This is a genomic window from Arthrobacter sp. Soil_C_49, from assembly GCF_057656635.1.
Window position 1 is genome coordinate 82,748 of the sequence record NZ_JBDGJZ010000015.1, and the last position, 23,686, is coordinate 106,433.

The window sequence follows — 23,686 nt, forward strand, 5'->3', positions numbered from 1 at the left end:
AGGATTCTGCCACTCATGTTCGTATGTAGAACAAGAGTGCGAGAAGTGAACAAATGATGTACCGTAATTTCCATCACCCCGGCAGCGCACCCTCCGCAAGGAAGCTGCCAGGTGCCGTATCAAAGGAGCTGCACGGATGAGCAATCGAACTGAGTCCTACCTGGTGGGACTGGTCGGCGATGGCGTGATGCCGTCACTCACCCCGCCCATGCACGAACGCGAAGGGGACGTGCAGGGCCTGCGCTACCTGTACCGTCCCATCGACCTGCTGGAGCTCGGCCTTCCCGGCGAGTCCGTGGGCCAGCTGCTGCAGAGCGCCCGCAGCCTCGGTTTCAACGGCCTGAACATCACCCACCCCTGCAAACAGCTGGTCCTGCAGCACCTGGATGAAGTGTCCCCGGACGCGCTGCGGCTGGGAGCGGTCAACACTGTGGTGATCGAGGACGGCCGCTTCATCGGCCACAACACCGACTTCTCCGGCTTTGCCGCAGCCCTCGCCGCCGGCCTCCCCGGCGCCAAGCTGGACCGCGTGGTGCAGTTGGGTGCCGGCGGCGCCGGTTCCGCCGTGGCCTACGCCCTCCTCACCGCCGGCGTCCGCCGCCTGCACCTGGTGGACATGGACGCCGCCCGCGGCGCTGCCCGGGCTGCCGAGCTGGCCGGCTTCTTCCCGGACAGCACCGTCACGGCACACACGACGGCGGAGCTGCCGCAGCTGATGCCCCTGGCCGACGGGCTGGTGCACTGCACCCCCGTGGGCATGGCCGCCCACCCCGGGCTCCCGCTGGACCTGGACCTGGTGGAGCCACGCCACTGGGTGGCGGACATCGTCTACCGCCCCATCGAGACCGAACTGGTCCGCGGCGCCCGCGCTAGGGGCTGCGAGGTTCTTGACGGCGGCAGGATGGCCGTGGGCCAGGCCGCCGACGCCTTCCGTATCTTCACTGGCCTCGAACCCGACCCGGACAGGATGCGCAGCCACTTCCTGGAGCTTGTGGCCGCCGAAGAGGTGGCCGCCTGATGCGCACCGGAATCGCCACCGTCTGCCTGTCCGGCACGCTGAAGGAAAAGATGCAGGCGTGCGCCATTGCAGGTTTCGACGGGATCGAAATCTTTGAACAGGACCTGGTCACCTCGCCGCTGAGCCCCGAGGACGTGCGGACCATGGCCGCTGACCTCGGCCTGGGATTGGACCTCTACCAGCCCTTTCGCGATTTCGACGGCGTCACCCCGGACCTGCTGAAGGCCAACCTCCGGCGCGCCGAGGCGAAGTTCAGGCTGATGTCCCGGCTGGGCATGGACACCATCCTTGTCTGCTCGAACGTCGCCACCGCCACCATCGACGACGACGGCCTCCGCGCCGAACAGCTCTCCGAACTCGCGGGGCTGGCCGCGGACCACGGCGTTAAGGTGGCGTACGAGGCCCTCGCGTGGGGAAAGTACGTCAACGACTACGAGCACGCCTACCGCCTGGTGGAGATGGTGGACCACCCCAACTTCGGTACCTGCCTGGACTCCTTCCACATCCTGTCCCGCGACTGGGACACTGCGCCGATCGAGAAGATCAACGCGGACAAGATCTTCTTTGTCCAGGTGGCGGATGCGCCCAAGCTCTCCATGGACGTCCTGTCCTGGAGCCGGCACTACCGCGTGTTCCCGGGCGAGGGCCAGTTCGAGCTCGCCAAGTTCATGGGGCACGTGGTCCGCGCCGGCTACACCGGCCCGGTGTCGCTGGAAGTCTTCAACGACGTCTTCCGCCAGTCCGACGTCGAACGCACGGCCGTGGACGCCATGCGCTCGCTGATCTGGCTGGAGGAACAGAGCGCCAAATGGCTGGCCGGAAATGCCTCGGAAGGTGCCGCAGGCACTGTTGCCCCTGCCCGTCGTCGTTATCCCATGGAACTGGCCACGCTGCCCAAGGTGAGCGAACCGGCCGGCTTCAACTTCGCCGAAGTTAAGGCGGATGACACCGCGCAGCTGGAGAAGCTCCTGGGCCAGCTCGGCTTCGCCTTCGAGGGCCGGCACCGCACCAAGGACGTCCAGCTGTGGACCATGGGCCAGGCACGGGTCATCATCAACGAACAGGCGGCAACCCACGCCGAGCCGGCCATCGCCGCGTTGGGGTTCGACGTCGATTCCCCCGTGATTGCCTCTGCCCGGGCCCAGCAGCTGAAGGCGCCCGTGGTGGCCCGCAAGGTCCAGGCCGACGAGGAAGTGTTCCAGGGCATCTCCGCCCCGGACTCCACCGAGATCTTCCTGTGCCAGGGCAGTCCGGACGGCACTGCGGCATGGACGCACGAATTCGGTGAGGGCCTGGAACACCCGCGGCAGTCACAGAACGCGGTGATTGACCACGTGAACCTGGCCCAGCCGTGGCAGCACTTCGACGAGGCCGTCCTCTTCTACACCAGCGCACTGGCCCTTGAACCGCAGCCGTTCGCGGAAGTTCCAAGCCCCAGCGGCCTGGTGCGCTCGCAGGTCATGCAAACGTCCGACGGCGCGGTGCGGCTGGTCCTGAACCTGGCCCCCGTGCAGCAGTCGCCGGCCCAGCAGGCCCACAAGACCTACCAGGAACACATCGCGTTCGCCGTGGACGACCTCGTCTCCACTGCGCGGTCCGCCCGGGACCGCGGCCTTGAGTTCCTGCAGATTCCCGCCAACTATTACGAGGACCTGGACGCCCGCTTCGACCTCGAACCCGGATTCCTGGCCACCCTCCAGGAGCTCAACCTCCTGTATGACCGGGACGCCAGCGGGGAATTCCTCCATTTCTACACCGCCACCGTGGGCAGTGTGTTCTTCGAAATGGTGGAACGCCGCGGCACCTACGACGGTTACGGAGCCCCCAACGCTCCCGTCCGCCACGCAGTCCAGTACGACCTCGCCCGCCCCTGAAAACCACCAAAGAAACCACCCACGAAAGGAGCCAGCCGTGCCGGAAGACATCAATGCCGAGCTGGAATCGGAAGAGCTCGTGCCGCCCGCCGAACCGAAGGCAGCCCACCTGCCGCTGGACCGCGCCATCGAAACACAGGCTGACCTCAGTGCCGAGATCAACGCGATCGGCGATGCCTACGCGCGCGCCCTCAAGGACGGCGCCCCTGCCGAGACCCAGCCGCGGCTGGACTACCCGCCGTACCGCAGCAGCATCCTGCGGCACCCCACCAAGAGCCTGCACCACACTGACCCGGAAACCATCGAGCTGTACTCCCCGGCGTTCGGGCACCAGGACGTGCACGCCCTGGAATCGGACCTGACCATCCAGCACAACGGCGAGCCGCAGGGCGAGCGGATCATCGTGGCAGGCAAGGTTTTGGACGGCGACGGCCGCCCCGTGGCCGGGCAGCTGGTGGAAATCTGGCAGGCCAACGCGTCCGGCCGCTACATCCACAAGCGCGACCAGCACCCGGCCCCGATTGACCCCAACTTCACCGGCATCGGCCGCTGCATCACCGGCCCGGACGGCTCATACCGGTTCACCACCATCAAGCCCGGCGCGTACCCCTGGAAGAACCACCTCAATGCCTGGCGTCCGGCGCACATCCACTTCTCGCTGTTCGGCACCGAGTTCACCCAGCGCATCATCACCCAGATGTACTTCCCCGGCGACCAGCTCTTCCCGCTGGACCCCATCTACCAGACCATCGTGGACCAGGACGCCCGCGACCGGCTCGTGGCCAACTACGACCACAGCCTCACCGAACCCGAGTGGGCGCTGGGCTACAACTGGGACATCGTCCTGACCGGTCCCAAGCGGACCTGGACCGAAAACGAAGCGCTGGGCGCAGAAGGTGACGAGGAGTAAGAAGATGAGCACCAAACTGGTACCCACCCCCGCCCAGACCGTCGGCCCGTTCTATGGCTACGCCCTGCCGTACGACAAGGACAACGAACTCCTGGCGCCCGGCTCACCCGGTTCCATCCGCCTGCAGGGCACCGTGTACGACGGATCCGGCCAGACCATTCCGGATGCCATCCTGGAAATCTGGCAGCCCGATTCTGAGGGCAGGATCGTCCAGAAGACGGGGTCCCTGGTCCGCGACGGCTACACCTTCACCGGCTGGGGCCGCGGCGCCGTGGGCAACTCCGGCGTGTACACCTTCACCACTGTGAACCCCGGTCCTACCAAGCCCGGCGCGGCGGCGTTCATCTCGGTGGCCATCTTTGCCCGCGGCCTGACCAACCGCCTGTTCACCCGGATCTACCTGCCGGAAGACACCGAGGCGCTGGCCAACGATCCACTGCTTACCTCACTGGAGCCCGAGCGCCGCAAGACGCTCATCGCCCGGCGCGATCCCGACGGCGGCCTGACCTTTGACATCCGCCTGCAGGGTGAGGGCGAGACAGTCTTCCTGGACTTCCAGTGACTGACGCGGCCAGTTCAGCGGGCGCGGCCTTCGGGGCCCGCAGCGGGGGGCCCGACGGCGGCGCCGGCCTGCTCAGCCCCGTCTCGGCGTCGCCGCTGGTCGGCGCGCTGACAGGGGACCGTGCGGTGCTGGCGGCAATCCTCGCCGTCGAATCGGGCTGGGCTGCCGTGCTCGAGAAGGCGGGCCTGGCGCCTGCCGGTGCGGCCGCCGTCGTCGCGTCCGCAGCTGAAGCGGGCCGCTACGATCCCGTGGACATCGCCCGCCGTGCCCAGGGCGGCGGCAACCCCGTCATCCCGCTGCTGGCCGACCTCCGCAAGCAGGTGGCAGCGCTGGACACCGGCAACGCCGGGGCCGGGAAAGCCGTGCACACGTCGCTGACCAGCCAGGACGTCCTGGACACCGCACTCATGCTGTTGTCCCGCAACACCGTCGAGGCGCTGCTGGCCGACCTGAAAGGCGCCACGAGGGCGCTCGCCGCCCTGGCGGAGCAGCATGCGGACACGCTGTGCGTGGGCAGGAGCCTGACCCAGCATTCGCTGCCGTTCACCTTTGGCCTGCGGGCTGCCCAGTGGTTCCAGGGCGTCGCGGCTGCGGGCCGGTACTTGAAGAACCTGAAGTTCCCCGTCCAGTTCGGCGGTGCGGCCGGCACCTTGGCTGCCGGCACTGTCCTTACCAGCGGCTCGTCCGCCACGCCGTTCAGCCTGGCTGATGCCCTGGCATCCCAGCTGGGCCTCTCCGCTGCACCGGCCCCGTGGCACACCAACCGGCTGGCGATGACGTCACTGGGCCATGCCCTTGCCGCAGTGCTGGATGCCTTCGGCAAGATCGCTGCCGATGTCCTGTTCCTGAGCCGGCCGGAGGTGGGCGAACTGGCCGAGCCGCGCGCCGCCGGCCGCGGGGTCTCCTCGGCCATGCCGCAGAAGCAGAACCCGGTGCTGTCCGTGCTGGTCCGCAGCGCCGCGCTCCAGGCGCCGGGGCTGGCAGCCCAGCTGCACCTTGCCGCCGCGAACTTCAACGACGAAAGGCCGGACGGAGCCTGGCACACCGAGTGGCCTGCGCTCCGGCAGCTGCTGGCCCTGTCCCTCGGCGCCGCCGGCCACGTCCGGGAGCTCGCCGAGGGGCTGCGGGTTTTCCCGGACGGCATGCGCCGCAACCTGGACCTTGCCGGTCCGCTGCTGCTGGCCGAGGGCGTCGGGGCCGTTGTGGCCCCGCTACTTGAGGACAAGGACGGGCTCAACGGCAAGCAGCAACTGCAGGCCGTGGTGGACCAGACCCTCCAGGCGCCGCCGGCGGAGCAGGCCGCCACCTACCGCAAACTGCTCCGCGAAGCCGTCCCGGCGTCGGTCCTTCCGGACGTCCGGCTGGAGGAACTCCTCAACCCCGCCAGCTACCTCGGCGAGGCCGCGGAGATCTCCCGGCGGATCCTTGCCGCGTACCCGGACTTTGCCAATTCACCTGCCGATACCGATGCGAATGGAGCTTCCCGTGGCTAAACCAGTCCTGAAGGCAGCGCTGCTGTCACCCCAGCGGCCCCTGGGCGACCACCCCCTGCTGGTGGTGGGCCCGTCCCTGGGCACCTCCTCGATCCTGTGGAACAGGGCCGCCTCGCTGTTGGGCACCGACTACGACGTGGTGGCCTGGGACCTGCCGGGCCACGGTGTCTCGCCCGCGGCAACGGAACCATTTGACGTGGCAGCGCTGGCGGACGCAGTGGTGGACCTTATTGATTCCATCTCTCCCGGCGAGGCGTTCCACTACGCCGGGGTCTCCCTGGGCGGCGCCACCGGCCTGCAGCTCGGCATCAAGCACGGGGAGCGGCTCAAGAGCCTCTCCGTCCAGAACAGCGGAGCCAAGATCGGCACCCCCGAGGGCTGGCTGGAGCGCGCAGAAACGGTCCGCAACCAGGGCACACCAGTGATGATCCAGGGCTCGGCCGAGCGTTGGTTCGCCCCTGGTTTCATGGACCGCGAGCCTGAGCTGAGCAGCAGGCTCCTGCATGCCCTGCGCGACGCCGACCGCTTCAGCTACGCCTTCTGCTGCGAGGCGCTGGCGGCCTTTGACGTGCGCGACGAACTCGGCACCATCCGCGTCCCCACCCAGGTCATTGCCGGAGCGCTGGATGGCGTGGCCACGCCGGCGATGGCCGAAGAAGTGGCCGCGGGGATCACCGCCGGCGGCGGAACCGCCACCGCCGTCACGCTCGAGGGAGTGGCCCACCTTGCCCCCGCCGAGGCACCCGCCCACCTTGCGGAGCTGATGCGGGGCCTCCTCGCCTGGGCCGAATCACGGGAGGCGGCCAAGTGAGCGGGACTGAGAGGCACGGCGTGGTCCAGCCCGGTGCCACCAGCCAAGAGATTTACGACGGCGGCATGGTAGTCCGCCGCGAAGTCCTGGGCGCCGCGCACGTGGACCGCGCCAACGCCAACAAGGACGGGTTCACCGAGGACTTCCAGGACATGATCACGCGGATCGCGTGGGGTGGCATCTGGACCCGGCCGGGCCTGACCCGGCAGATGCGCTCCGCCGTCACCATCACCGCGATGGTGGCGCACGGGCACTGGGAAGAGCTGGCCATGCACATCCGCGCCGCCCTCACCAACGGCCTGAGCAGGGACGAGATCAAGGAAATCCTGCTCCAGACCGCCATCTACTGCGGCGTCCCGTCCGCGAATACTGCCTTCAAAACTGCCCAGCAAGTCTTTCGAGAAATGGATACAACCCCATGAGCCAGGCTTTTGTGTACGACGCCGTGCGCACCCCGTTTGGCAAGTTCGGTTCCGGCCTTGCCGCCGTCCGCCCGGACGACCTTGCCGCGCACGTGATCAGGGAGTCCGTGAAGCGCGCCCCCGGGTTGGATCCGGAGCGGATTGATGAGGTGGTGTTCGGCAACGCCAACGGCGCCGGCGAGGAGAACCGCAACATCGCCCGGATGGGCACCCTGCTCGCGGGACTGCCGGTGTCCATTCCGGGGACCACGGTGAACCGGCTGTGCGGCTCGTCGCTGGACGCGGCGATCATCGCTTCACGCCAGATCAACGCCGGCGACGCCGACCTGGTGCTGGTGGGCGGGGCTGAGTCGATGTCCCGTGCGCCGTGGGTGCTGCCGAAGACGGAGAAGCCCTACCCGGCCGGGGACATGACGCTGGTGTCGACCACCCTGGGGTGGCGGCTGGTGAACAAGGCGATGCCGAAGGACTGGACCATCTCCCTGGGCGAGGCCACCGAACGTTTGCGCGAAAAGTACGGCGTGACCCGTCAGGCTCAGGACGAGTTCGCCGCCAACTCCCACAACCTCTCCGCGGCAGCATGGGACGAGGGCTTCTACGACAACCTGGTGGTACCCGTGCCGGGCACTGACCTGGTGCGGGATGAGGGCATCCGCCCGGGCTCGTCGGCGGAGAAGCTGGCCGGGCTTAAGACGGTGTTCCGGGCCGAGAACGGCACCGTGACGGCGGGCAACGCGTCCCCGCTGAACGACGGCGCGTCCGCGGCCTGGATCGGGTCCGAGGCTGCCGCCGGGCTGCTGGGCCTGGACCCGCTGGCGCGGATCGCCGGGCGCGGCGCGCACGCCAACGACCCGCAGTACTTCGGCTTCGCCCCGGTGGAGGCTGCGAACAAGGCCCTCGCGAAGGCGGGCATCGGCTGGGAGCAGGTGGGCGCCGTCGAACTTAACGAAGCCTTCGCCGCGCAGTCCCTGGCCTGCATCAATGCCTGGGGCATTGATCCGGCGATCGTGAACCGGCACGGCGGGGCCATTGCGATGGGCCACCCGCTGGGTGCATCGGGGACCCGGATCCTGGGCACCCTGGCCCGGTCCCTGCAGGCCTCCGGGGAACGGTGGGGCGTCGCGGCGATCTGCATTGGCGTGGGGCAGGGCCTGGCCGTGGTCCTCGAAAACGTGACCGCTTCCAACGGAAAGGCATAGGCGAATGTTGAGTTTTGTTGATTCGGTCCAGGAGGCCGTGGCCGGCATCAAGGACGGCTCCACCGTGATGATCGGCGGGTTCGGCAACGCCGGGCAGCCGTTCGAACTGATCGACGCGCTGATGGACTGCGGCGCCAAGGACCTGACGGTAGTGAACAACAACGCCGGCCAGGGCGACCAGGGCCTTGCCCTGCTGATCAAGGAGGGCCGGGTGAAGAAGATGATCTGTTCCTTCCCGCGGCAGTCCGACTCCTGGCACTTCGACGCCAAGTACAAGGCCGGCGAGATCGAACTCGAACTTGTCCCGCAGGGCAACCTCGCCGAGCGCATCCGCGCTGCCGGGGCCGGGATCGGTGGCTTCTTCACCCCCACCGGGTACGGCACCATGCTGGCCGAGGGCAAGGAGACCCGGATCATCGACGGCCGCGGCCAGGTCTTTGAAACGCCGATCCACGCCGACGTGGCCCTGATCAAGGCGCTGAAGTCGGACGGGAAGGGCAACCTGGTCTACCGCAAGACCGCCCGGAACTTCGGCCCCATCATGGCGGCTGCCGCGAAGCAGACCATCGTCCAGGTCTCCGAGATCGTTCCCACCGGGGCGCTGGATCCGGAAAACGTGGTCACGCCCGGTCTCTACGTCAACACTGTGGTCCGCGTCCCCGCGGCCCCCGGCAGCACCGCCGGCACGAGCGAGAAGGTGGCCTGAGATGAGCGTCCAGTCCAACGAAACATCCATCCAGACCTCCGCCACACCGCTGGGCCGGGATGACCTGGCCCGCCTCGTGGCCAGGGACATCGCCCCCGGTTCGTTTGTGAACCTGGGCATCGGCCAGCCCACCCTGGTCTCCAACTACCTCACCGCAGACCAGGACATCACCCTCCACACGGAGAACGGGATGCTCGGCATGGGCCCGGAAGCCAAGGGCGATGAGATTGACGAGGACCTCATCAACGCCGGCAAGATCCCGGTCACCGAACTCCCGGGAGCCTCGTACTTCCACCATGCTGATTCGTTCGCGATGATGCGCGGCGGGCACCTGGACATCTGCGTCCTGGGCGCGTTCCAGGTCTCGGCCACGGGCGACCTCGCGAACTGGCACACCGGGGCACCCGGGGCGATCCCCGCCGTCGGCGGTGCCATGGACCTCGCCACCGGCGCCAAAGACGTGTTCGTGATGATGACGCTCCTGACCAAACAGGGCGCCTCCAAGATCGTGGAATCCTGCACCTACCCGCTCACCGGCGTCGGCTGCGTCACCCGCGTCTACACCGACAAAGCCGTCTTCCTCACCGGCCCCGACGGCGTCACCGTCCGCGAAACCTTCGGCTGCACCCTCGAGGAACTCCAGGAACTGGTACCCGTCCCGCTCAAGGCCGCCGCGGCAGCCTGAGACGCCTAGGATTGGTTACCATGACCGACGCCGTCCGCACCGTCTCACCGCCAGCACCGCAGGCCAGCGACCAGTACGTCCAGTCGCTGGCCCGCGGGCTCGCCGTGATCCGGGCGTTTGATACGGACCATCCGGTCATGACCCTCACCGAAGTGGCTGCGCGGACGGACCTGACCCGGGCGACGGCACGGCGGTTCCTGCACACGCTCGTTGAGCTGGGCTACGTGCGGACCGACGGCAAGACGTTTGCCCTCACCGCCAAGGTGCTCCAGCTCGGGTACGCGTACCTGTCCGGACTGTCGCTGCCGCAGCTGGCCCAGCCGCACCTGGAAGAACTGTCCCTCAAACTCGGCGAATCAACGTCCGCCGCCGTGCTCGACGGGACGGACATCGCCTACATTGCCCGTGTGACCACCCGGCGCATCATGAACGTGGGCATCACCGTGGGCACCCGCTTCCCGGCCTATGCCACGTCCATGGGCAGGGTGCTTCTCGCCGGCCTGCCGCCCGCGGACCTGAAGGCATACCTGGCAGCCGCGGAGATCAAGCCGCTTACGCCGCGGGCCATCGGCACCGCCAGAGAGCTGCTTGCAGTGCTGGACACCGTCCGCGCCCAGGGCTGGTGCCTGCTGGACCAGGAGCTGGAGCTGGGCCTGATGTCGGTAGCGGCGCCGGTCTACGACGGGCCGAAGGTAGTCGCCGCCGTCAACGTCTCGCTGCAGGCCCAGACCGTTACAGCGCAACCGGACCCGGACGCGTACCTGGCATCGGTGGCGCAGGAAATCGTGGCAACGGCGAAGCTGATCTCCGCGGACCTGAGCGCCCGGGGCTAACCCGAGCTCCTTCAGGTGGCCCTTGTCCAACGGCTTGCCCGGCGTGCAGACTCTCACTCATGGCCACAGAGGACGATGTCAGACGGACTGCCATGGCGCTGCCCGGTGTCACTGAACGGCTGAGCTGGGGCCAACCGGCGTGGTTTGCCAAGACCCTGCTGGCGCGGATCTGGGAACCCGGAGTCCTCACGGTCAAAACAGAGGAACGCGAAGCCCTCGCCGGCACCGAGCCGGACATCTTCTACTGGACGCCCCATCACGACCGCTCACCCCAGCTGGTGCTGGTCCGGCTCGAGCGGATCGACGCGAAGCTGCTCAGGGAACTGCTGGCGGATTCCTACCGGCTCGCGGGAGGGGAGAAGGGAAACCGCTAAGGTAACTCTTTGCCACCCAAGCCGGCCGCCCTACTCCCGCCGCAGGGGTGCGGGCCATAGACTCTAGCCAACTACGTGCAGCAGCGCCGCTCCGCGACCGACCCCCCAGATCCGAACGGATCCGGGCCCGGACTATAAGAGCAGCGCCAAAGCACTCGTGCAGCGATGGGAGTCGGCGGGTGAAACTGGGCATACCGCGGGAACGCCGGGAGGGTGAACGGCGGGTGGCCGCCACACCCGAGTCGGTCAAGCAATTGGTGGCCCTGGGCGTGGACGTGCTGCTCGAGGCGGGTGCGGGCGCGGCGGCCGGGCACCCGGATACGGCCTACCTGCAGGCCGGAGCGCAGGTTGTCCCGGAACTTGACCTTGCCCAGCTGGATGTCCTGGCCCACGTCCGGCCCCTTGACCCGAACACCGTGAGGTCCCTGAAGCGGGGAGCCGTCACGGCGGGGCTGGCGTCGCCGTCGTCTGAGCTCCCCACCGTGGAGGCCCTCGCCGACGCCGGCGTCACAGCCTTCGCCCTCGAACTGGTGCCGCGCATCTCCCGCGCCCAGTCCATGGATGCCCTGAGTTCGCAGGCGCTGGTGGCCGGGTACCGGTGCGTGCTGGAGGCCGCCATCCGGCTGCCCCGGTTCTTCCCGCTGTACATGACTGCCGCCGGAACCGTTCCGCCTGCAAGGGTCCTGGTCCTCGGCGCCGGCGTGGCCGGGCTGCAGGCCATCGGTACGGCAAAACGGCTCGGCGCACGAGTCTTCGCCAACGACATCCGCCCCGCATCCGCCGATGAGGTGGCCTCCATGGGCGGTACCTTCATCCGCCTGGACCTCGAAACCGCGGAGGCGGCCGGCGGCTACGCCCGCCAGCTCAGTTCCGACGCCGGCACCCGGCAGCGGCAGCTGCTCGCCCCGCACGTGGCGCAGGCGGACGTGCTCATAACGACGGCGGCCGTCCCCGGCAGGCGCGCACCGCTCCTGGTCACCACTGAGATGGTGCAGGGCATGCGCCCGGGTTCGGTCGTCGTCGACCTCGCCGCGGAGTCCGGCGGCAACGTGGAGGGCGTTGTCCCCGGCCAGGACATCCCCGTTCCCACCGCGGACGGCTCCGGCCACGTCACCTTGGTGGGCCTGAAGGACGCACCCTCGGCGATGGCCTCCGACGCTTCCCGTCTCTACGCCAAAAACGTAGCCAACCTGCTGGCGCTGGTCATCAAGGACGGCGCTGTGGTGCCGGACTTCGACGACGAAGTGCTCGCCGGAGCGTGCCTGACGCACGACGGCGCGGTGCGGCACCAGCCCACCGCTGACCTGCTCTCGGAAAGAGCCGGCAGCCGGCGGGAAGGGGCGCTCTGATGGACGGGATCAGCCTGCTGACCATCACGGTCCTGGCGGTATTTGTTGGCTTCGAAGTGGTCTCCAAGGTCTCCAGCACCCTGCACACGCCGCTGATGTCCGGTGCCAACGCCATCCACGGGATCATCCTGGTCGGTGCCATCATCGTGGCCGGCCAGGCAACGGACCCCTGGCTGCTCGCGGTGGCCCTGCTCGCCGTCGTCCTCGCCACCGCCAACCTCGTGGGCGGCTTTGTGGTGACCGACCGGATGCTGCACATGTTCCACGCCCGGAAAGAGGTGGGCGGCAGCAAGGCCGGCACTCAAGAGGCAAGAGGGAAGGTGGAAGGCGCATGACCCTCCTCGACCCTGTCTGGACCTCCCTGCTGTACCTGGCCGCCGCCGTCTGCTTCATCCTTGCGCTGCGCGGCCTCAGCTCGCCCCGCACCGCCCGCCGCGGAAACCTCATTGGCGCGCTGGGGGCCCTGATCGCCGTCGTCGCCGTCTTTCTGGCCGCCCGGCTGGAGAACATCCCCTGGATCCTCGGTGCCATAGCCGTGGGCGCGGCAGTGGCGGCTCCCGTGGCGCGGCGCGTAAAAATGACCCAGATGCCGCAGCTCGTGGCGCTGTTCAACGGGGTGGGCGGCGGCGCGGCCGCACTCGTGGCACTCCTCGAACTGGGCCATGCGGACGATCCCTGGGTGCGCCTGGCCATCGTGTTCACGCTCCTTGTCGGTGCGGTTTCCTTCGCGGGATCCGGCGTCACCTTTGCCAAACTGCAGGAACTGATGACCACGCGCCCGGTGGTGTTCCCGGGCCTGCCCGTGGTGATGACGGTTGTGCTGCTCGCGGCAGTGGCGGCCGGTGTTGCCGTCATCCTCACCGGTTCGTCCGCGCTCGCGGTGGTGCTGCTGGTGCTGGGCCTGGCCGCCGGGATCCTCCTGGTGCTGCCTGTGGGCGGCGCGGACGTCCCCATCGTGATCTCGCTGCTGAACGCCTTCACCGGCCTCGCCGTGGCAGCCTCGGGCCTGGTGCTCGGCAACGTGCTGCTGGTGGTGGCGGGCACCCTGGTGGGTGCGTCGGGCACCATCCTCACCCGCGCCATGGCCGCGGCCATGGGCCGCAGCGTTGCCGGGATCCTGTTCGGTGCCTTCCGGGGAGGCTCGACGGCGGGATCCACCACCGTGAGCGAGCGTCCGGTACGGTCCTCCAGCGCCGAGGACGTGGCGGTACTCCTTGGTTACGCGCAGCGGGTGATCATCGTTCCCGGCTACGGCCTGGCCGTGGCCCAGGGCCAGCACACCGCGGCGGAACTGGCGCAGGCTCTGGAGGCCCGCGGCATCGACGTCGACTTCGCCATCCATCCCGTGGCCGGCCGGATGCCCGGGCACATGAACGTGCTCCTGGCCGAAGCCAACGTGCCGTACGAATCACTCAAGGAGATGGGCGAGATCAACCCGGAATTCAAGACGGCCGACGTGGCGCTGGTGGTGGGCGCCAATGATGTTGTGAACCCCGCGGCCAAGACCTCCTCTGGCTCGCCCATCTACGGAATGCCCATCCTGGAGGTGGCTGACGCCCGGCAGGTGGTGTTCCTGAAACGGTCCATGCGGCCCGGCTTCGCCGGAATCGAGAACGAGCTGCTCTACCAGCCGCAGACGTCCCTGCTCTTCGGCGACGCCAAGGACTCGCTGGCCCAGGTCCTCGGAGCGGTGAAAACGCTCTAGCCGCCCTGCTGCCCGGCACTGGGCGGGCAGGTTAGTCTTCTTTCAGAAGTAGCCTTTCCATTTCCACCGAAGGACGCCATGACTGCCAACAGCTCCACCTCCCTCCAGCGCGCTGCAATCATCGTGAATCCTGCCAAGCCGGTAGACATCGACGTGCGCGGCCTGGTGGCCAAGCACTGCGTGGAAAACGGCTGGGGCGAGACCATGTGGTACGAAACCACCAAGGAGGATCCCGGCGTCGGCCAGGCCAAGGAAGCCGTTGCCCAGGGCGCGGACATCGTCATCGCGGCCGGCGGCGACGGGACCGTCCGGTGCGTGGCCGAGGTCCTCGCCGGCGGCGATATCCCCATGGGCCTGCTTCCCCTGGGCACGGGCAACCTCCTGGCCCGCAACCTGGGCATGGACGTCACCGATTACGACGGCGCCATGGCCGGGGCGCTGATCGGGACGGAGCGGAAGATCGACGTCGTCCGGGCCCGCCGCAGCCACCCGGACAAGGAGCAGCTGTTCCTGGTCATGGCCGGCGTGGGATACGACGCCACCATCATGGCCGACACCAATGAGGACCTCAAGGACAAGGTGGGCTGGCTGGCCTATGTGGACGCCGGCATCCGCAACCTTCCCGGTAAGCCCGTGAAGGCCACTGTCATGATCGACGGCAATACTGTGGTGCGCCGGGGTGTCCGCAGCGTCATGGTGGGCAACTGCGGCAAGGTCCAGGGCGGCCTGGAGATCTTCCCCGACGCCAAGGTGGATGACGGTCTCCTGGACATCGCGGTCCTGGCGCCCCACCACGGCCGCCTCGGCTGGCTTTCCGTCCTCGCCGGCATCATTGGCAAGGGCCGCGGCAAGGACACCGCCGTCGAATACTTCCAGGGCAAAACCGTGGAAATCACCCTCGAACACAACGACGATTACCAGCTCGACGGCGACCACGAGGGCCAGGGCAAACACGTCCTGATGACCATGGACCCGTCCGCCCTGACCCTGCGGATGTAGACCCAGCTAGGTATCAGTTGGGACGGCAGCGACTTGGGAGGACCCAGGCCGGTGCGCCAGGGTCTCGGCGAGCTCGGCGAGCCGGTGGGCGCGCGCCGATTCGGCAGGGGTGAACGGTTCCCCGGGCCTGACGAAGATGATGGGCCCGTGCCAGGCGGTGGGGATCTTAAGCAGCGTGCCGGCGTCGTGCTTTTCCAGGGCGGCTTCCGCGGGGGTGAGGATCCTTGCCTGCAGCAGCTCGGCCACCGCCAGCGGTAGCTCGTCCGGCGCGTCCGCGATCCGGGCGGCGAGGCTGAGAGCCTTGGTCTGCCCGTCGGCCATGGCGAGGGCGGTGGTGGGCCAGACATGAGTGCGGGTGCCGCCGCCGTCCTCCAGCGCGTCCAGGAGTTCGCGTTCGCCCAGGTGTCCCGGAGCCGAAAGGACAAACTCGTCCAGGACACCGCCCGCCACCGGGTGCACGTGGATGCTCAGGATGTTGGTTCCTGTCCTGGCGAGTGCCCGGGTGAGCTTCTGCAGGGAACCCGGCTCGTCGCGCAGGACGGTCCGGGCCCGCCAGAGGGCAGGCGCCGCGCCCAGTTTCCGCCGGTGGCGCAGCGCCGGCGCGTGCATCCAGCCGCGCAGGATCCGGGCTGCCGACGGCTCTGCCACCCAGATCACCAGCACGGTGGCAGTAAGGGTGAGCACCAGCACCTTGGCCACGTACGGCAGGTGGGTCTCCACCACCAGGGCGTGCACCAGGAGTTCGATGGGCAGCATCACGGCCACGTTGGCCAAGGTCAGCCGTGCTTTAGGAGGTTCGGGCATCATGCCGCAGACTTCGCAGCTCAACTCGGCCGCGGGTGTATTCCGTGCGGGAGGCTTCATGCCTCAAGCATCGTGCGGACCTGTTTCCACGGTGTTGCCCCGCCGTTCCATTCATGGGAACGCCATGGCGGGTTAGGGAAAGCGGCGCCGTAGGATTTAGCAGGAACGTCAGCGCGGCCGCCCGCCCGAAATCCACCCGCTCCGCAGGAAGGCGCTGCCCGTGAAGCTGCTCGCCGAGATGTTCAGTATTGGTCCCGGCAACAAGGACCACCACCCCGCTCTGCGGTGCGCCGTGGGCGTCTTCGTTCCACTCCTTACGCTGGTGCTCCTGGGTCGGCTGGACCTCGCCATCTTCGCGTCCTTCGGCGCCTTCACCGGCATCTATGGCCGCGGTGAACCCCATGGCACCCGGTTCGCACTCCAGTTGCGCGCGGGTCTGCTGATGCTCGCCGTCATCCTGCTGGCCACGCTGGCCGCCAGGACTGCCACAGCGCTCGACCTCGATAGCGCAGGTACGGCCTGGCTCCTTGTTCCCGCCACCACCCTCGTGGCCGGCGCCTGTTCGCTGATCATCTCCTGGTGGCGGATCCGCCCTGCGGGTTCGCTGTTCCACATCTTCGCGTTTGCGGCCATCGCCTCCATACCCAACCAGCCGCCGCTGTGGCAGGCCATGCTGGTAGCCGCGCTCACCTCTGCCTTCTGCCTGCTGATCGGCTTCTCGGCAAGGATCCTGCCCAGCCACCGCACACCGTGGATCCGGCAACGGCCTGTCCGGCGCACGCCCAACGAGAAACGCGCTGCCTGGCTGGAGGGCCTGGGCTACCTCATCGCCGCCGGACTGGCTGGTTCCCTGGCCACTTGGGCCGGGGAACTGCTGGGCTTCGGGCACAACTACTGGGCCATGGTTGCAGCCGTGGTGCCGCTCGTGGGGCACACCACCAGGCACCGCGTGCGCCGCGGCGTCCAAAGGATCATCGGCACCATCCTTGGCCTGGTGATCCTGGCCGGGATTGTGCTGCTGCACCTGGAGCCCTGGCAGACGGTGCTGGTGATGGCCCTGTGCCAGTTCGGGGCGGAAATGTTCATCATCCGCCAATACCTGCTCGCGCAGCTCTTCGTGACGCCCCTGGCCCTGACCTCCACGCTCCTGGTGGTGCCGTCGCCGCCGGAGATCCTGCTCCGGGACCGCATCATCGAGACCGTGATCGGGGCCGCCGTCGGCATTGCCGTGGTGCTGGCGCCGGGAGCATGGCGCCGTTTCCGGGAACGCACGACGGCGCATCCCGGCAAAGTGCCCCACTCCCCGTCCGCACGGCGGGGGTAGGCTGGAAGCATCCCATTGAACGGAAACGGGGGTGTGTGGTGGCCAACTCGGCCTCGGGCGACTCAGTGGTGGACAGGATTGTCCGGCTGATCGCGGCCTTTCCCCAGGACGTCGGCGCCCTGCAACTCTCGGAACTGGCCGCCCGCGCCGGCTTGCCGCTCACCACCACCCACCGCCTGGTCCGCCAGCTCGCCGGGCACGGACTGCTCGACACCGGCCCCGGCGGTACCGTGAGGCCCGGGCTGCGGCTGTGGGAGCTCGTGAACCGTACGTCCCCGGCGCTGGCGCTGCGCCAGGCGGCGATGCCGTTTATGGAGGACATCCAGCACGTCCTGAACCAGAACGTGAACCTGGCGGTGTTGGACGGCTGGGAGGCCCTCTTTGTGGAACGGCTGTCCCGGCGCGGTTCGGTGGCCAACCGCGCCCAGGTGGCCGGGAGGATGCCCGTCCACATCTCGTCCGCCGGGCTGGCGCTGATGGCGCACCAGGACAAGGGGCTCCAGGGGGAGTACCTGGAGCAGTTCGCCGACCCGGACGGCAAGCTCACCAAGGATGACGTCCGGAGCCTGCTGACCGACACCGCCCGCCAGGGCTTCGCCCAGCTGAAGGGCGTGGTGGATCCGGACACCTGGGGGATCGCCGTCCCGGTGCTCAACCGCAGGCAGCGCGCGGTCGCATCGCTCGGCGTCGTGGTTCCGTTGCGGGAGATGCGCCTGCAGGCACTGGTGCCCGCGCTGCAGACCGCCGCCCGCGGCATCGCCCGGCGGCTGGCAGACTCCTAGCGACCATTCAACGGAATTGCCGTGGTGGAAATCACTGCAGGTGGCGCACACTGAGTGCCAGACCCACCCACCGGCGCCGCCCCCCGCGGAGCCCCGCAACGAAGCGAGACCCTCCATGGCAGCTCGAAAAATCATCACCACCCAGGTGGCCATTATGGGCGCCGGCCCCGCCGGGCTGATGCTCTCCCACCTGCTGGCCAAGGCCGGCATTGAATCCACGGTCATCGAAGTCCGCAGCCATAAGGAAATCTCCGAAACCGTCCGCGCCGGCATCCTGGAGCACGGCACCGTCAACCTGCTGGTGGACAGCGGCGTATCGGACCGCGTGCTGCGCCACGGCGACCGGCACGACGGCATCGAACTGCGGTTCAACGGCGAGAGCCACCGCGTCGATTTCAAGGACCTCGTGGGGGAGGCCGTGTGGCTGTACCCGCAGACGGACGTGTTCCTGGACCTCGCCGCACGCAGGAAGGACGACGGCGGCGACGTCCGCTACAGCGTCACTGACACGTCCGTCCATGATCTTGAGGGCAAGCCGAAAGTCCGCTTCACCGACGCCGACGGCGTGGAGCATGAGATCCAGGCGGACTTCCTGGTGGGTGCTGACGGCTCCCGCAGCCACTGCCGGTTCCAGATCCCCGAGGCGCACCGCAAGTGGTACTTCCACGAGTACCCGTTCGCCTGGTTCGGCATCCTGGCCGAAGCCCCGCGCAGCTCTGATGAGCTGATCTACGCCAACTCGGACAACGGCTTCGCCCTGATCAGCCAGCGCACTGAGACGGTGCAGCGGATGTACTTCCAGTGCGATCCCAGGGAGAACGTTGCCGAGTGGGACGATGACCGGATCTGGGCCGAGTTCCGCAGCCGCGTCAACGGCAACGGCTTTGAACTCAAGGAAGGCCCGGTCATCGAAAAGATGGTGCTGCCGTTCCGCAGCTTCGTTCACACCCCCATGCGCTACGGGAACCTGTTCCTTGCCGGCGACGCCGCGCACACCGTGCCACCCACCGGAGCCAAGGGCCTGAACCTGGCCATCCATGACGTCAAGGTGCTCTTCGAAGGCCTCGACAGCCACTACAACTCCGGCTCGGACCGGCTGCTGGAGACGTACAGCGACCGCGCCCTGGAGCGGGTCTGGAAGGCGCAGCAGTTCTCCTACTGGATGACCACCATGCTGCACACCCCCGCCGACGCGGACGACTTCTCCCGCGCCCGGCAGCTGGGTGAACTCCATTCTGTGGTGACTTCCCGGCACGGCATGGCCTACCTCGCCGAGGCCTACACCGGCTGGCCGGGCGCGAGCTAACCCAGCAGGCGCCGGACCGCTGAGGCGATGGCTGCCGGGTCTGGCTGCTCGTCCCGCCTGACGGTGAGCAGGTGGAGCATCACGCCGTCGCCGTAGTCCGCCAGGTCCCGCGCACGGGCGGGCGCATCGGCTACCCCCAATGCGGTGAGGGCCTGCTCCAGGCCGCCCACCAGCCGGAAGTGCCCGGCTGTTACCGACTCGGGTTTATCCAGGGACAGGGCCAGGCGGGCGCGGGTAAGGCCCGCGTGCTGTCCGGCCAGGGCGATCACCAGGGCGGCCAGTTGGCCTGCCAGCTCCTCGACGTTCTGCGGTGGGCCGGCGGGTCCCTGGTCCCGCAGGAGTGCGGCGTCCACCTGCTCCAGGCGGTCCAGCACCGCTTCAACGAGGGCGGCCCGGTTCCGGTAGTAGTTGGATGTGGTGCCTTCCGCCAGGTTCGCTGCCGCGTCCACCGCCCGGTGGGTGAGGCCCTTCATTCCCTTGGCAGCCACCACGGTGAGGGCAGCATCCAGGAGTTGGGTCCGGCGGTCAGGCATGGGCCCAGTGTATTGCCCCTTCCGATCCACTACAAAAGTAGTAAAATCGGCCACATGGAAACAATCTCGATTGTTGGCGGCGGCATTGCCGGCCTGGCGCTGGCTTCGTGCCTGGACCCGAACCGCTTCGAGGTGACGGTTTATGAGAAGCGGCCGGAGCTGCCCACTGTGGGCAACGCGCTGGGAATGTGGCCGAACGCGCAACGCGCCCTGGCCCGGCTTGGAGTGCTGGACGAGGCGCGGGACGTCAGCCCGGTCCTTGGCAGCGGGTCGCTCCGTAACGGGGCCGGTGAGCCCTGGGTTACTGTCAACGCGGGCGGTATGTTCGCGGTTTCCCGCATTGACCTGCTGCGGCTCCTTGACGCCGCCGTACCCGGCACGGTGCGGCGGGTCACGAGCCATGTCCAGGCGCTTCCAGCCGATGGCGGCCTGGTGGTAGGAGCCGACGGCGTGCACAGCCTGGTCCGCCGTGAGGGCTGGGGCAGCCGCAGCGCGGCCAAACTCACGCCCTATCTCGCCCTGCGCGGGACCCTTCCCTCGACGGTCAGCCCGGACGTGGTCGGCGAGTACTGGGGCCGCGGCGACATCTTCGGCATCGCCGGCGCCCGGGGCGGCATGTTCTGGTACGCCAGTTACCGCTCCGGGCTGGGCCCGTATGGCATCGACGCAGCCGCAGCCTTGGAACAGGCCCGGGAGCGCTACGCGGGCCACGCACCGGCCATCCGCCAGGTGCTGGCGGCCGCCACGCCCGAAGCCTGCCTGGTGCAGCGGATCTGGACAACTCCCGGCCTCAAGTCCTTCGTCCGGGGCAGGACGGTGCTCATCGGTGACGCCGCGCACGCCATGGCCCCCACCCTCGGACGTGGCGCCTGCGAATCCCTGGTGGACGCGGTCACGCTGGCTGACCTTCTCAATACGCTGCCCGTGGAACAGGCGCTCAAGGCTTACGACCGGCAGCGCCGCCTGCGGACCCGTGCGCTGAGCCTGGCGTCCTCGGCGCTGGCGCGCGTCGCCCTGGCAGAAGGCGGCCAGCCCGTGCGTGACCGGCTGCTCAGGCTGGCCCGACGGCGGCCCTCGGGTGCCGTTGTAGGCAGCAGTTCCGCAGGCTGATCAGCGGACGGGAGCGGCAGCCTTCCCCGCGTCGCCGTCGGACATCATGCCGCCGCCCAGTGCCGGGCCGGGGACTGCCGCGGGAGGAGGCACGGCCGGGAGCCGCTTCTTGCCCGGCCCTTTCCCGCGCGACCGGCCGTAGACCAGGTACATGGTGATTCCGGTGATGACCATCAGCAGCACGGTGTACACAAATGTGTTGGCGATGCCCTCAGTACCCTCGGCGCCGTCGGTGTTGGCTTTGATCACCAGGCCCAGGGGCTGGACCAGCGGATGGGCCAGGAAGATGGCGGTGTCGTAGTCGTCCAGCAGGCTGTTGAAGTTCAGGGCGGTGATGGCGGCGGCTGCCGGCAGCACCAGCGGCAGGAGGATCCGCCGGAACACGTAGAGGGTTTTGGCGCCCATGATGGCCGCTGCCTCCTCAAGCGAGGAATTCACGGAGGCAAAGGACGCCTTGAGCATCCGGAGCGTAAAGGGGATCTTGACCGTCACAAAGGCGATCAGCAGGATCACCGTGGTGCCGGTGAGGACAGCGCCGCCCACCAGGGGATTGGGATGGTCATAACTGATGATCAGGCCCAGTGCGAGCAGTGCCGAGGGCAGGATCCACGGTATGTGCAGCAGGTATTCGAAGGCGGTGGACACCCAGTTCCGGTACTTCTGCAGCAGGCGGGCCACGAAGAGCAGGCCGCCGACGGCGATCAGGGCTGCCAGGGCGCTGTAGACCACACTGACGATGAACGGCCGCAGCCCCGACTGCTGCGTCAGGACCCGCGCGTAGTTCTCCAGCGTCAGGCTGCCCAGCGAGAGCTGCCCGGTCTGGATGGCGGCGCCGTCGGCAAACGAATACAGCACAATCAGGAGCACCGGCAGGGTGTACACGGCAAAGAGCAGGTAGGCCAGGGCGTGGACAACCGCGTTGGCCACCGGGTTGGTGATCTGTTGCTTCTGCAGCGCCGAAGACACCTTTGACACCGAAAAGTACGTGCCCCCTTTTTCGAGCCGGGACATCACGGCGAGCATCAGGATGGTGGCCACGCCCAGGATGACCGCCAGAAGCGCAGCGAGGTCGCGGGAGGTTGGGCTGTTGGTGAAGGTCAGGATCATGGGCGTGATGGTCTGGAAGTCCCGGCCGCCCAGCACCTGGGGGGCGCTCAAAGCGCCGAGGCCGGTCAGGAAGGACAGGATGGTGACGGCGAACAGCGTGGGCTTGAGCATGGGCAGCACAATCCGCCGGAGGATGGTCCAGGTGGAAGCGCCGAGATTCCTGGCCGCCTCCACGGTTTGGTAGTCGATGCCCTTCAACGCGTTGGCCACAAACAGCATGTGGTTGGTGGTGGTGGCAAAAGTCATGACCACAAGGACCGCGAAGAACCCTGAGAACCAGCCCGGGTCCAGGCCCGGGAACACCTTGACCAGCAGGGACGTGACAATGCCTTTGTCCCCGTAGATGAACTTGTACCCGGCCGCCAGCACAATGCCGCCGTAGATAAACGTCGAGGCGTAGCCCAGAAACAGGATCCTCGATCCCCTGATCCGGAAGTAGTGGGTCACCAGGACAATAAAAATCCCCACCAGGTTCACCGTGATGGATAACGCGACGGCAAGCAGGAAACTGTTCCCCAGGGCCTTCATGGCCCGTTGGGAGGAGAACAGTCTTTCTGCCGCCCGGCCGGAGAAACTCCCGTCCGGGAAGAACGTCGCCATCAGGATATTCACGTTGGGCCACACCAGGAACGCGGCGATGAACCAGGTGAGGACAACACCCACCACCAGGACAAAGGGGGAGCGGACCATGCTGCGGACCGGCGTGCCGCTCATGGCAGCGGTACCGCCTGGTCTTCCCGCTCCAGGGCCCTGCCGGTCGCAGGGTGGTACTGCAGGATGTGTTCAGGCCGGAGATACACGGTGGCGTCACTTCCCGGCTCCGGCTGCGGCCCGCCGTCCTCCCGGACCAGGAGGCGGATATCCGAGCCGTGGCTGCGCACCACGTAGCGGCTGTGCAGGCCGTGGTAGGTGCGGGACACCACCGTGCCGGGAAGTCCGACGGCGGCTCCCCCGTCCGCGCCCGGATGCAGGGACGCTTTTTCCACCCGCAGGTAGGAGCCGGCGTCCGTGCTGAGGCCCGCTCCCGAGCGGCGGTTCAACTCCGCCACGAACTCCGGCGTCAGCGCCGAGCTGTCCCCGATGAAGTTGCAGACGAACTCGGTTGCGGAATGGTCGTAGATCTCCTGCGGCGTACCCACCTGCTCCACCACGCCCTTGTTGAACACCGCCACCCTGTTGCTCATCGCCAGCGCCTCGTCCTGATCGTGCGTGACGTAGACGGTGGTGATGCCGAACTGGCTTTGCAGGTCCTTGAGCTGCTGCCGCAACTGGTGCCGCAGCTTCGCGTCCAGGTTGGACAGGGGTTCATCCAGCAGCAGGATCTTGGGCCGCAGGACCAGTGCACGCGCCACCGCCACGCGCTGCTGCTGGCCCCCGGACAGTTCGGCCACGTTCTTGGCCAGCTGCTCATCGCTGAGCTCCACCCGGCGGGCGATGTCCCGGACCATGTGGTCGCTGTCCGCCGGTTTCTCTTTCCGTACCCGCAACCCGAAGGCGATGTTTTCCCACACGCTCATGCTGGGGAAGAGGGCGTAGTTCTGGAACACCATGCCCACCTGCCTCTTGTCGCTGGGAAGCCGGGTGACATCCTTGCCGTCCACCCGCACTGTGCCTTTGGACGGCTGGATGAAGCCTGCCAAGGTGCGCAGCGCCGTCGTCTTTCCGCAGCCTGAAGGCCCCAGCAGGGTGAAAAACTCGCCGGGCCGGACGTGCAGGTCCAGATGCGGAATGGCGGTGAAATCGCCAAAGGAAACTTCGATGTTGTCCAAGCGGATCATGG

General features: G+C 67.9%; 24 protein-coding genes. 20 read left to right on the forward strand and 4 right to left on the reverse strand.

Translation table 11 applies throughout. From position 1 onward, the window contains the following. Positions 1 to 136 precede the first annotated feature (136 nt). The 16 genes from AC3A4Z_RS19430 (at position 137) to AC3A4Z_RS19505 (ending at position 14,940) form a co-directional block, all read left to right on the forward strand. Positions 137 to 1,018 (forward strand): shikimate dehydrogenase, encoded by an 882-nt coding sequence (locus AC3A4Z_RS19430; RefSeq protein ID WP_498713490.1) that lies wholly within the window; start codon positions 137 to 139, stop codon positions 1,016 to 1,018. Next, positions 1,018 to 2,892 carry a bifunctional sugar phosphate isomerase/epimerase/4-hydroxyphenylpyruvate dioxygenase family protein gene (locus AC3A4Z_RS19435; RefSeq protein ID WP_498713492.1) on the forward strand — a complete coding sequence of 625 codons (1,875 nt, stop codon included), beginning with the start codon at positions 1,018 to 1,020 and terminating at the stop codon, positions 2,890 to 2,892. Before AC3A4Z_RS19430 ends, AC3A4Z_RS19435 begins: the two co-directional genes overlap by 1 nt. A gap of 37 nt (positions 2,893 to 2,929) precedes the next feature. Further along, on the forward strand, positions 2,930 to 3,802 hold the full coding sequence (gene pcaH, locus AC3A4Z_RS19440) for a protocatechuate 3,4-dioxygenase subunit beta (protein WP_498713494.1): 873 nt from the start codon (positions 2,930 to 2,932) through the stop codon (positions 3,800 to 3,802). A 4-nt stretch (positions 3,803 to 3,806) separates the two neighbouring features. Next, the gene (gene pcaG, locus AC3A4Z_RS19445) at positions 3,807 to 4,364 is read left to right on the forward strand and encodes a protocatechuate 3,4-dioxygenase subunit alpha (RefSeq protein ID WP_498713496.1); all 558 of its coding nucleotides are present in this window, start codon (positions 3,807 to 3,809) and stop codon (positions 4,362 to 4,364) included. 68 nt (positions 4,365 to 4,432) lie between these two features. Beyond that, positions 4,433 to 5,857: a lyase family protein gene (locus AC3A4Z_RS19450; RefSeq protein ID WP_498713576.1), complete on the forward strand. Its 1,425-nt coding sequence runs from the start codon at positions 4,433 to 4,435 to the stop codon at positions 5,855 to 5,857. Beyond that, a complete protein-coding gene (locus AC3A4Z_RS19455; protein WP_498713499.1) occupies positions 5,850 to 6,668 on the forward strand; it encodes an alpha/beta fold hydrolase in 819 nt (272 codons plus the stop codon). The genes AC3A4Z_RS19450 and AC3A4Z_RS19455 overlap by 8 nt, the downstream gene beginning before the upstream one ends. Next, positions 6,665 to 7,090, forward strand: coding sequence for a 4-carboxymuconolactone decarboxylase (gene pcaC, locus AC3A4Z_RS19460; RefSeq protein ID WP_498713501.1), 426 nt, complete (start codon positions 6,665 to 6,667; stop codon positions 7,088 to 7,090). Before AC3A4Z_RS19455 ends, pcaC begins: the two co-directional genes overlap by 4 nt. After that, positions 7,087 to 8,289 (forward strand): thiolase family protein, encoded by a 1,203-nt coding sequence (locus AC3A4Z_RS19465; protein WP_498713502.1) that lies wholly within the window; start codon positions 7,087 to 7,089, stop codon positions 8,287 to 8,289. Before pcaC ends, AC3A4Z_RS19465 begins: the two co-directional genes overlap by 4 nt. Positions 8,290 to 8,293: 4 nt before the next feature. Continuing rightward, positions 8,294 to 8,995, forward strand: a complete 702-nt coding sequence (locus AC3A4Z_RS19470; protein WP_498713504.1) for a 3-oxoacid CoA-transferase subunit A — start codon at positions 8,294 to 8,296, stop codon at positions 8,993 to 8,995. A gap of 1 nt (position 8,996) precedes the next feature. Beyond that, positions 8,997 to 9,680, forward strand: coding sequence for a 3-oxoacid CoA-transferase subunit B (locus tag AC3A4Z_RS19475; protein WP_498713506.1), 684 nt, complete (start codon positions 8,997 to 8,999; stop codon positions 9,678 to 9,680). A gap of 20 nt (positions 9,681 to 9,700) precedes the next feature. Further along, a complete protein-coding gene (locus AC3A4Z_RS19480; protein ID WP_498713508.1) occupies positions 9,701 to 10,513 on the forward strand; it encodes an IclR family transcriptional regulator domain-containing protein in 813 nt (270 codons plus the stop codon). Between the two features lie 59 nt (positions 10,514 to 10,572). Further along, on the forward strand, positions 10,573 to 10,887 hold the full coding sequence (locus AC3A4Z_RS19485; protein ID WP_498713510.1) for an MmcQ/YjbR family DNA-binding protein: 315 nt from the start codon (positions 10,573 to 10,575) through the stop codon (positions 10,885 to 10,887). A 179-nt stretch (positions 10,888 to 11,066) separates the two neighbouring features. Further along, a complete protein-coding gene (locus AC3A4Z_RS19490) occupies positions 11,067 to 12,236 on the forward strand; it encodes a Re/Si-specific NAD(P)(+) transhydrogenase subunit alpha (RefSeq protein ID WP_498713512.1) in 1,170 nt (389 codons plus the stop codon). Then, positions 12,236 to 12,571, forward strand: a complete 336-nt coding sequence (locus AC3A4Z_RS19495) for an NAD(P) transhydrogenase subunit alpha part 2 (protein ID WP_498713514.1) — start codon at positions 12,236 to 12,238, stop codon at positions 12,569 to 12,571. Before AC3A4Z_RS19490 ends, AC3A4Z_RS19495 begins: the two co-directional genes overlap by 1 nt. Further along, entirely contained in the window at positions 12,568 to 13,941 is a 1,374-nt protein-coding gene (locus AC3A4Z_RS19500) for an NAD(P)(+) transhydrogenase (Re/Si-specific) subunit beta (protein ID WP_498713516.1), read from the forward strand. The genes AC3A4Z_RS19495 and AC3A4Z_RS19500 overlap by 4 nt, the downstream gene beginning before the upstream one ends. 78 nt (positions 13,942 to 14,019) lie before the next feature. Beyond that, positions 14,020 to 14,940 carry a diacylglycerol/lipid kinase family protein gene (locus AC3A4Z_RS19505; RefSeq protein WP_498713518.1) on the forward strand — a complete coding sequence of 307 codons (921 nt, stop codon included), beginning with the start codon at positions 14,020 to 14,022 and terminating at the stop codon, positions 14,938 to 14,940. 6 nt (positions 14,941 to 14,946) lie between these two features. On the opposite strand, the gene AC3A4Z_RS19510 is transcribed toward AC3A4Z_RS19505, so the two are convergent. Continuing rightward, positions 14,947 to 15,804: an ACT domain-containing protein gene (locus tag AC3A4Z_RS19510; RefSeq protein ID WP_498713520.1), complete on the reverse strand. Its 858-nt coding sequence runs from the start codon at positions 15,802 to 15,804 to the stop codon at positions 14,947 to 14,949. A 160-nt stretch (positions 15,805 to 15,964) separates the two neighbouring features. Between AC3A4Z_RS19510 and AC3A4Z_RS19515 the strand changes: the two genes are divergently transcribed. The 3 genes from AC3A4Z_RS19515 to AC3A4Z_RS19525 all read left to right on the forward strand — a co-directional run bounded on the left by AC3A4Z_RS19515 (position 15,965) and on the right by AC3A4Z_RS19525 (position 19,156). Next, positions 15,965 to 17,068: an FUSC family protein gene (locus AC3A4Z_RS19515; RefSeq protein ID WP_498713522.1), complete on the forward strand. Its 1,104-nt coding sequence runs from the start codon at positions 15,965 to 15,967 to the stop codon at positions 17,066 to 17,068. Between the two features lie 38 nt (positions 17,069 to 17,106). Further along, positions 17,107 to 17,850 carry an IclR family transcriptional regulator domain-containing protein gene (locus tag AC3A4Z_RS19520; protein ID WP_493971474.1) on the forward strand — a complete coding sequence of 248 codons (744 nt, stop codon included), beginning with the start codon at positions 17,107 to 17,109 and terminating at the stop codon, positions 17,848 to 17,850. A 115-nt stretch (positions 17,851 to 17,965) separates the two neighbouring features. Further along, positions 17,966 to 19,156: a 4-hydroxybenzoate 3-monooxygenase gene (locus AC3A4Z_RS19525; protein WP_498713524.1), complete on the forward strand. Its 1,191-nt coding sequence runs from the start codon at positions 17,966 to 17,968 to the stop codon at positions 19,154 to 19,156. On the opposite strand, the gene AC3A4Z_RS19530 is transcribed toward AC3A4Z_RS19525, so the two are convergent. Next, the gene (locus tag AC3A4Z_RS19530; protein ID WP_493971414.1) at positions 19,153 to 19,689 is read right to left on the reverse strand and encodes a TetR family transcriptional regulator; all 537 of its coding nucleotides are present in this window, start codon (positions 19,687 to 19,689) and stop codon (positions 19,153 to 19,155) included. The two genes, AC3A4Z_RS19525 and AC3A4Z_RS19530, sit on opposite strands and share 4 nt — an antisense overlap. Before the next feature lie 54 nt (positions 19,690 to 19,743). Here AC3A4Z_RS19530 and AC3A4Z_RS19535 point away from each other — a divergent pair, with 54 nt between their 5' ends. Continuing rightward, positions 19,744 to 20,799: an FAD-dependent monooxygenase gene (locus tag AC3A4Z_RS19535; RefSeq protein WP_498713526.1), complete on the forward strand. Its 1,056-nt coding sequence runs from the start codon at positions 19,744 to 19,746 to the stop codon at positions 20,797 to 20,799. On the opposite strand, the gene AC3A4Z_RS19540 is transcribed toward AC3A4Z_RS19535, so the two are convergent. Together AC3A4Z_RS19540 and AC3A4Z_RS19545 are read right to left on the reverse strand one after the other, a co-directional pair. Further along, the gene (locus AC3A4Z_RS19540; protein ID WP_498713528.1) at positions 20,800 to 22,620 is read right to left on the reverse strand and encodes an ABC transporter permease; all 1,821 of its coding nucleotides are present in this window, start codon (positions 22,618 to 22,620) and stop codon (positions 20,800 to 20,802) included. After that, positions 22,617 to 23,684, reverse strand: coding sequence for an ABC transporter ATP-binding protein (locus AC3A4Z_RS19545; RefSeq protein WP_498713530.1), 1,068 nt, complete (start codon positions 23,682 to 23,684; stop codon positions 22,617 to 22,619). The genes AC3A4Z_RS19540 and AC3A4Z_RS19545 overlap by 4 nt, the downstream gene beginning before the upstream one ends. Positions 23,685 to 23,686 lie beyond the last annotated feature (2 nt).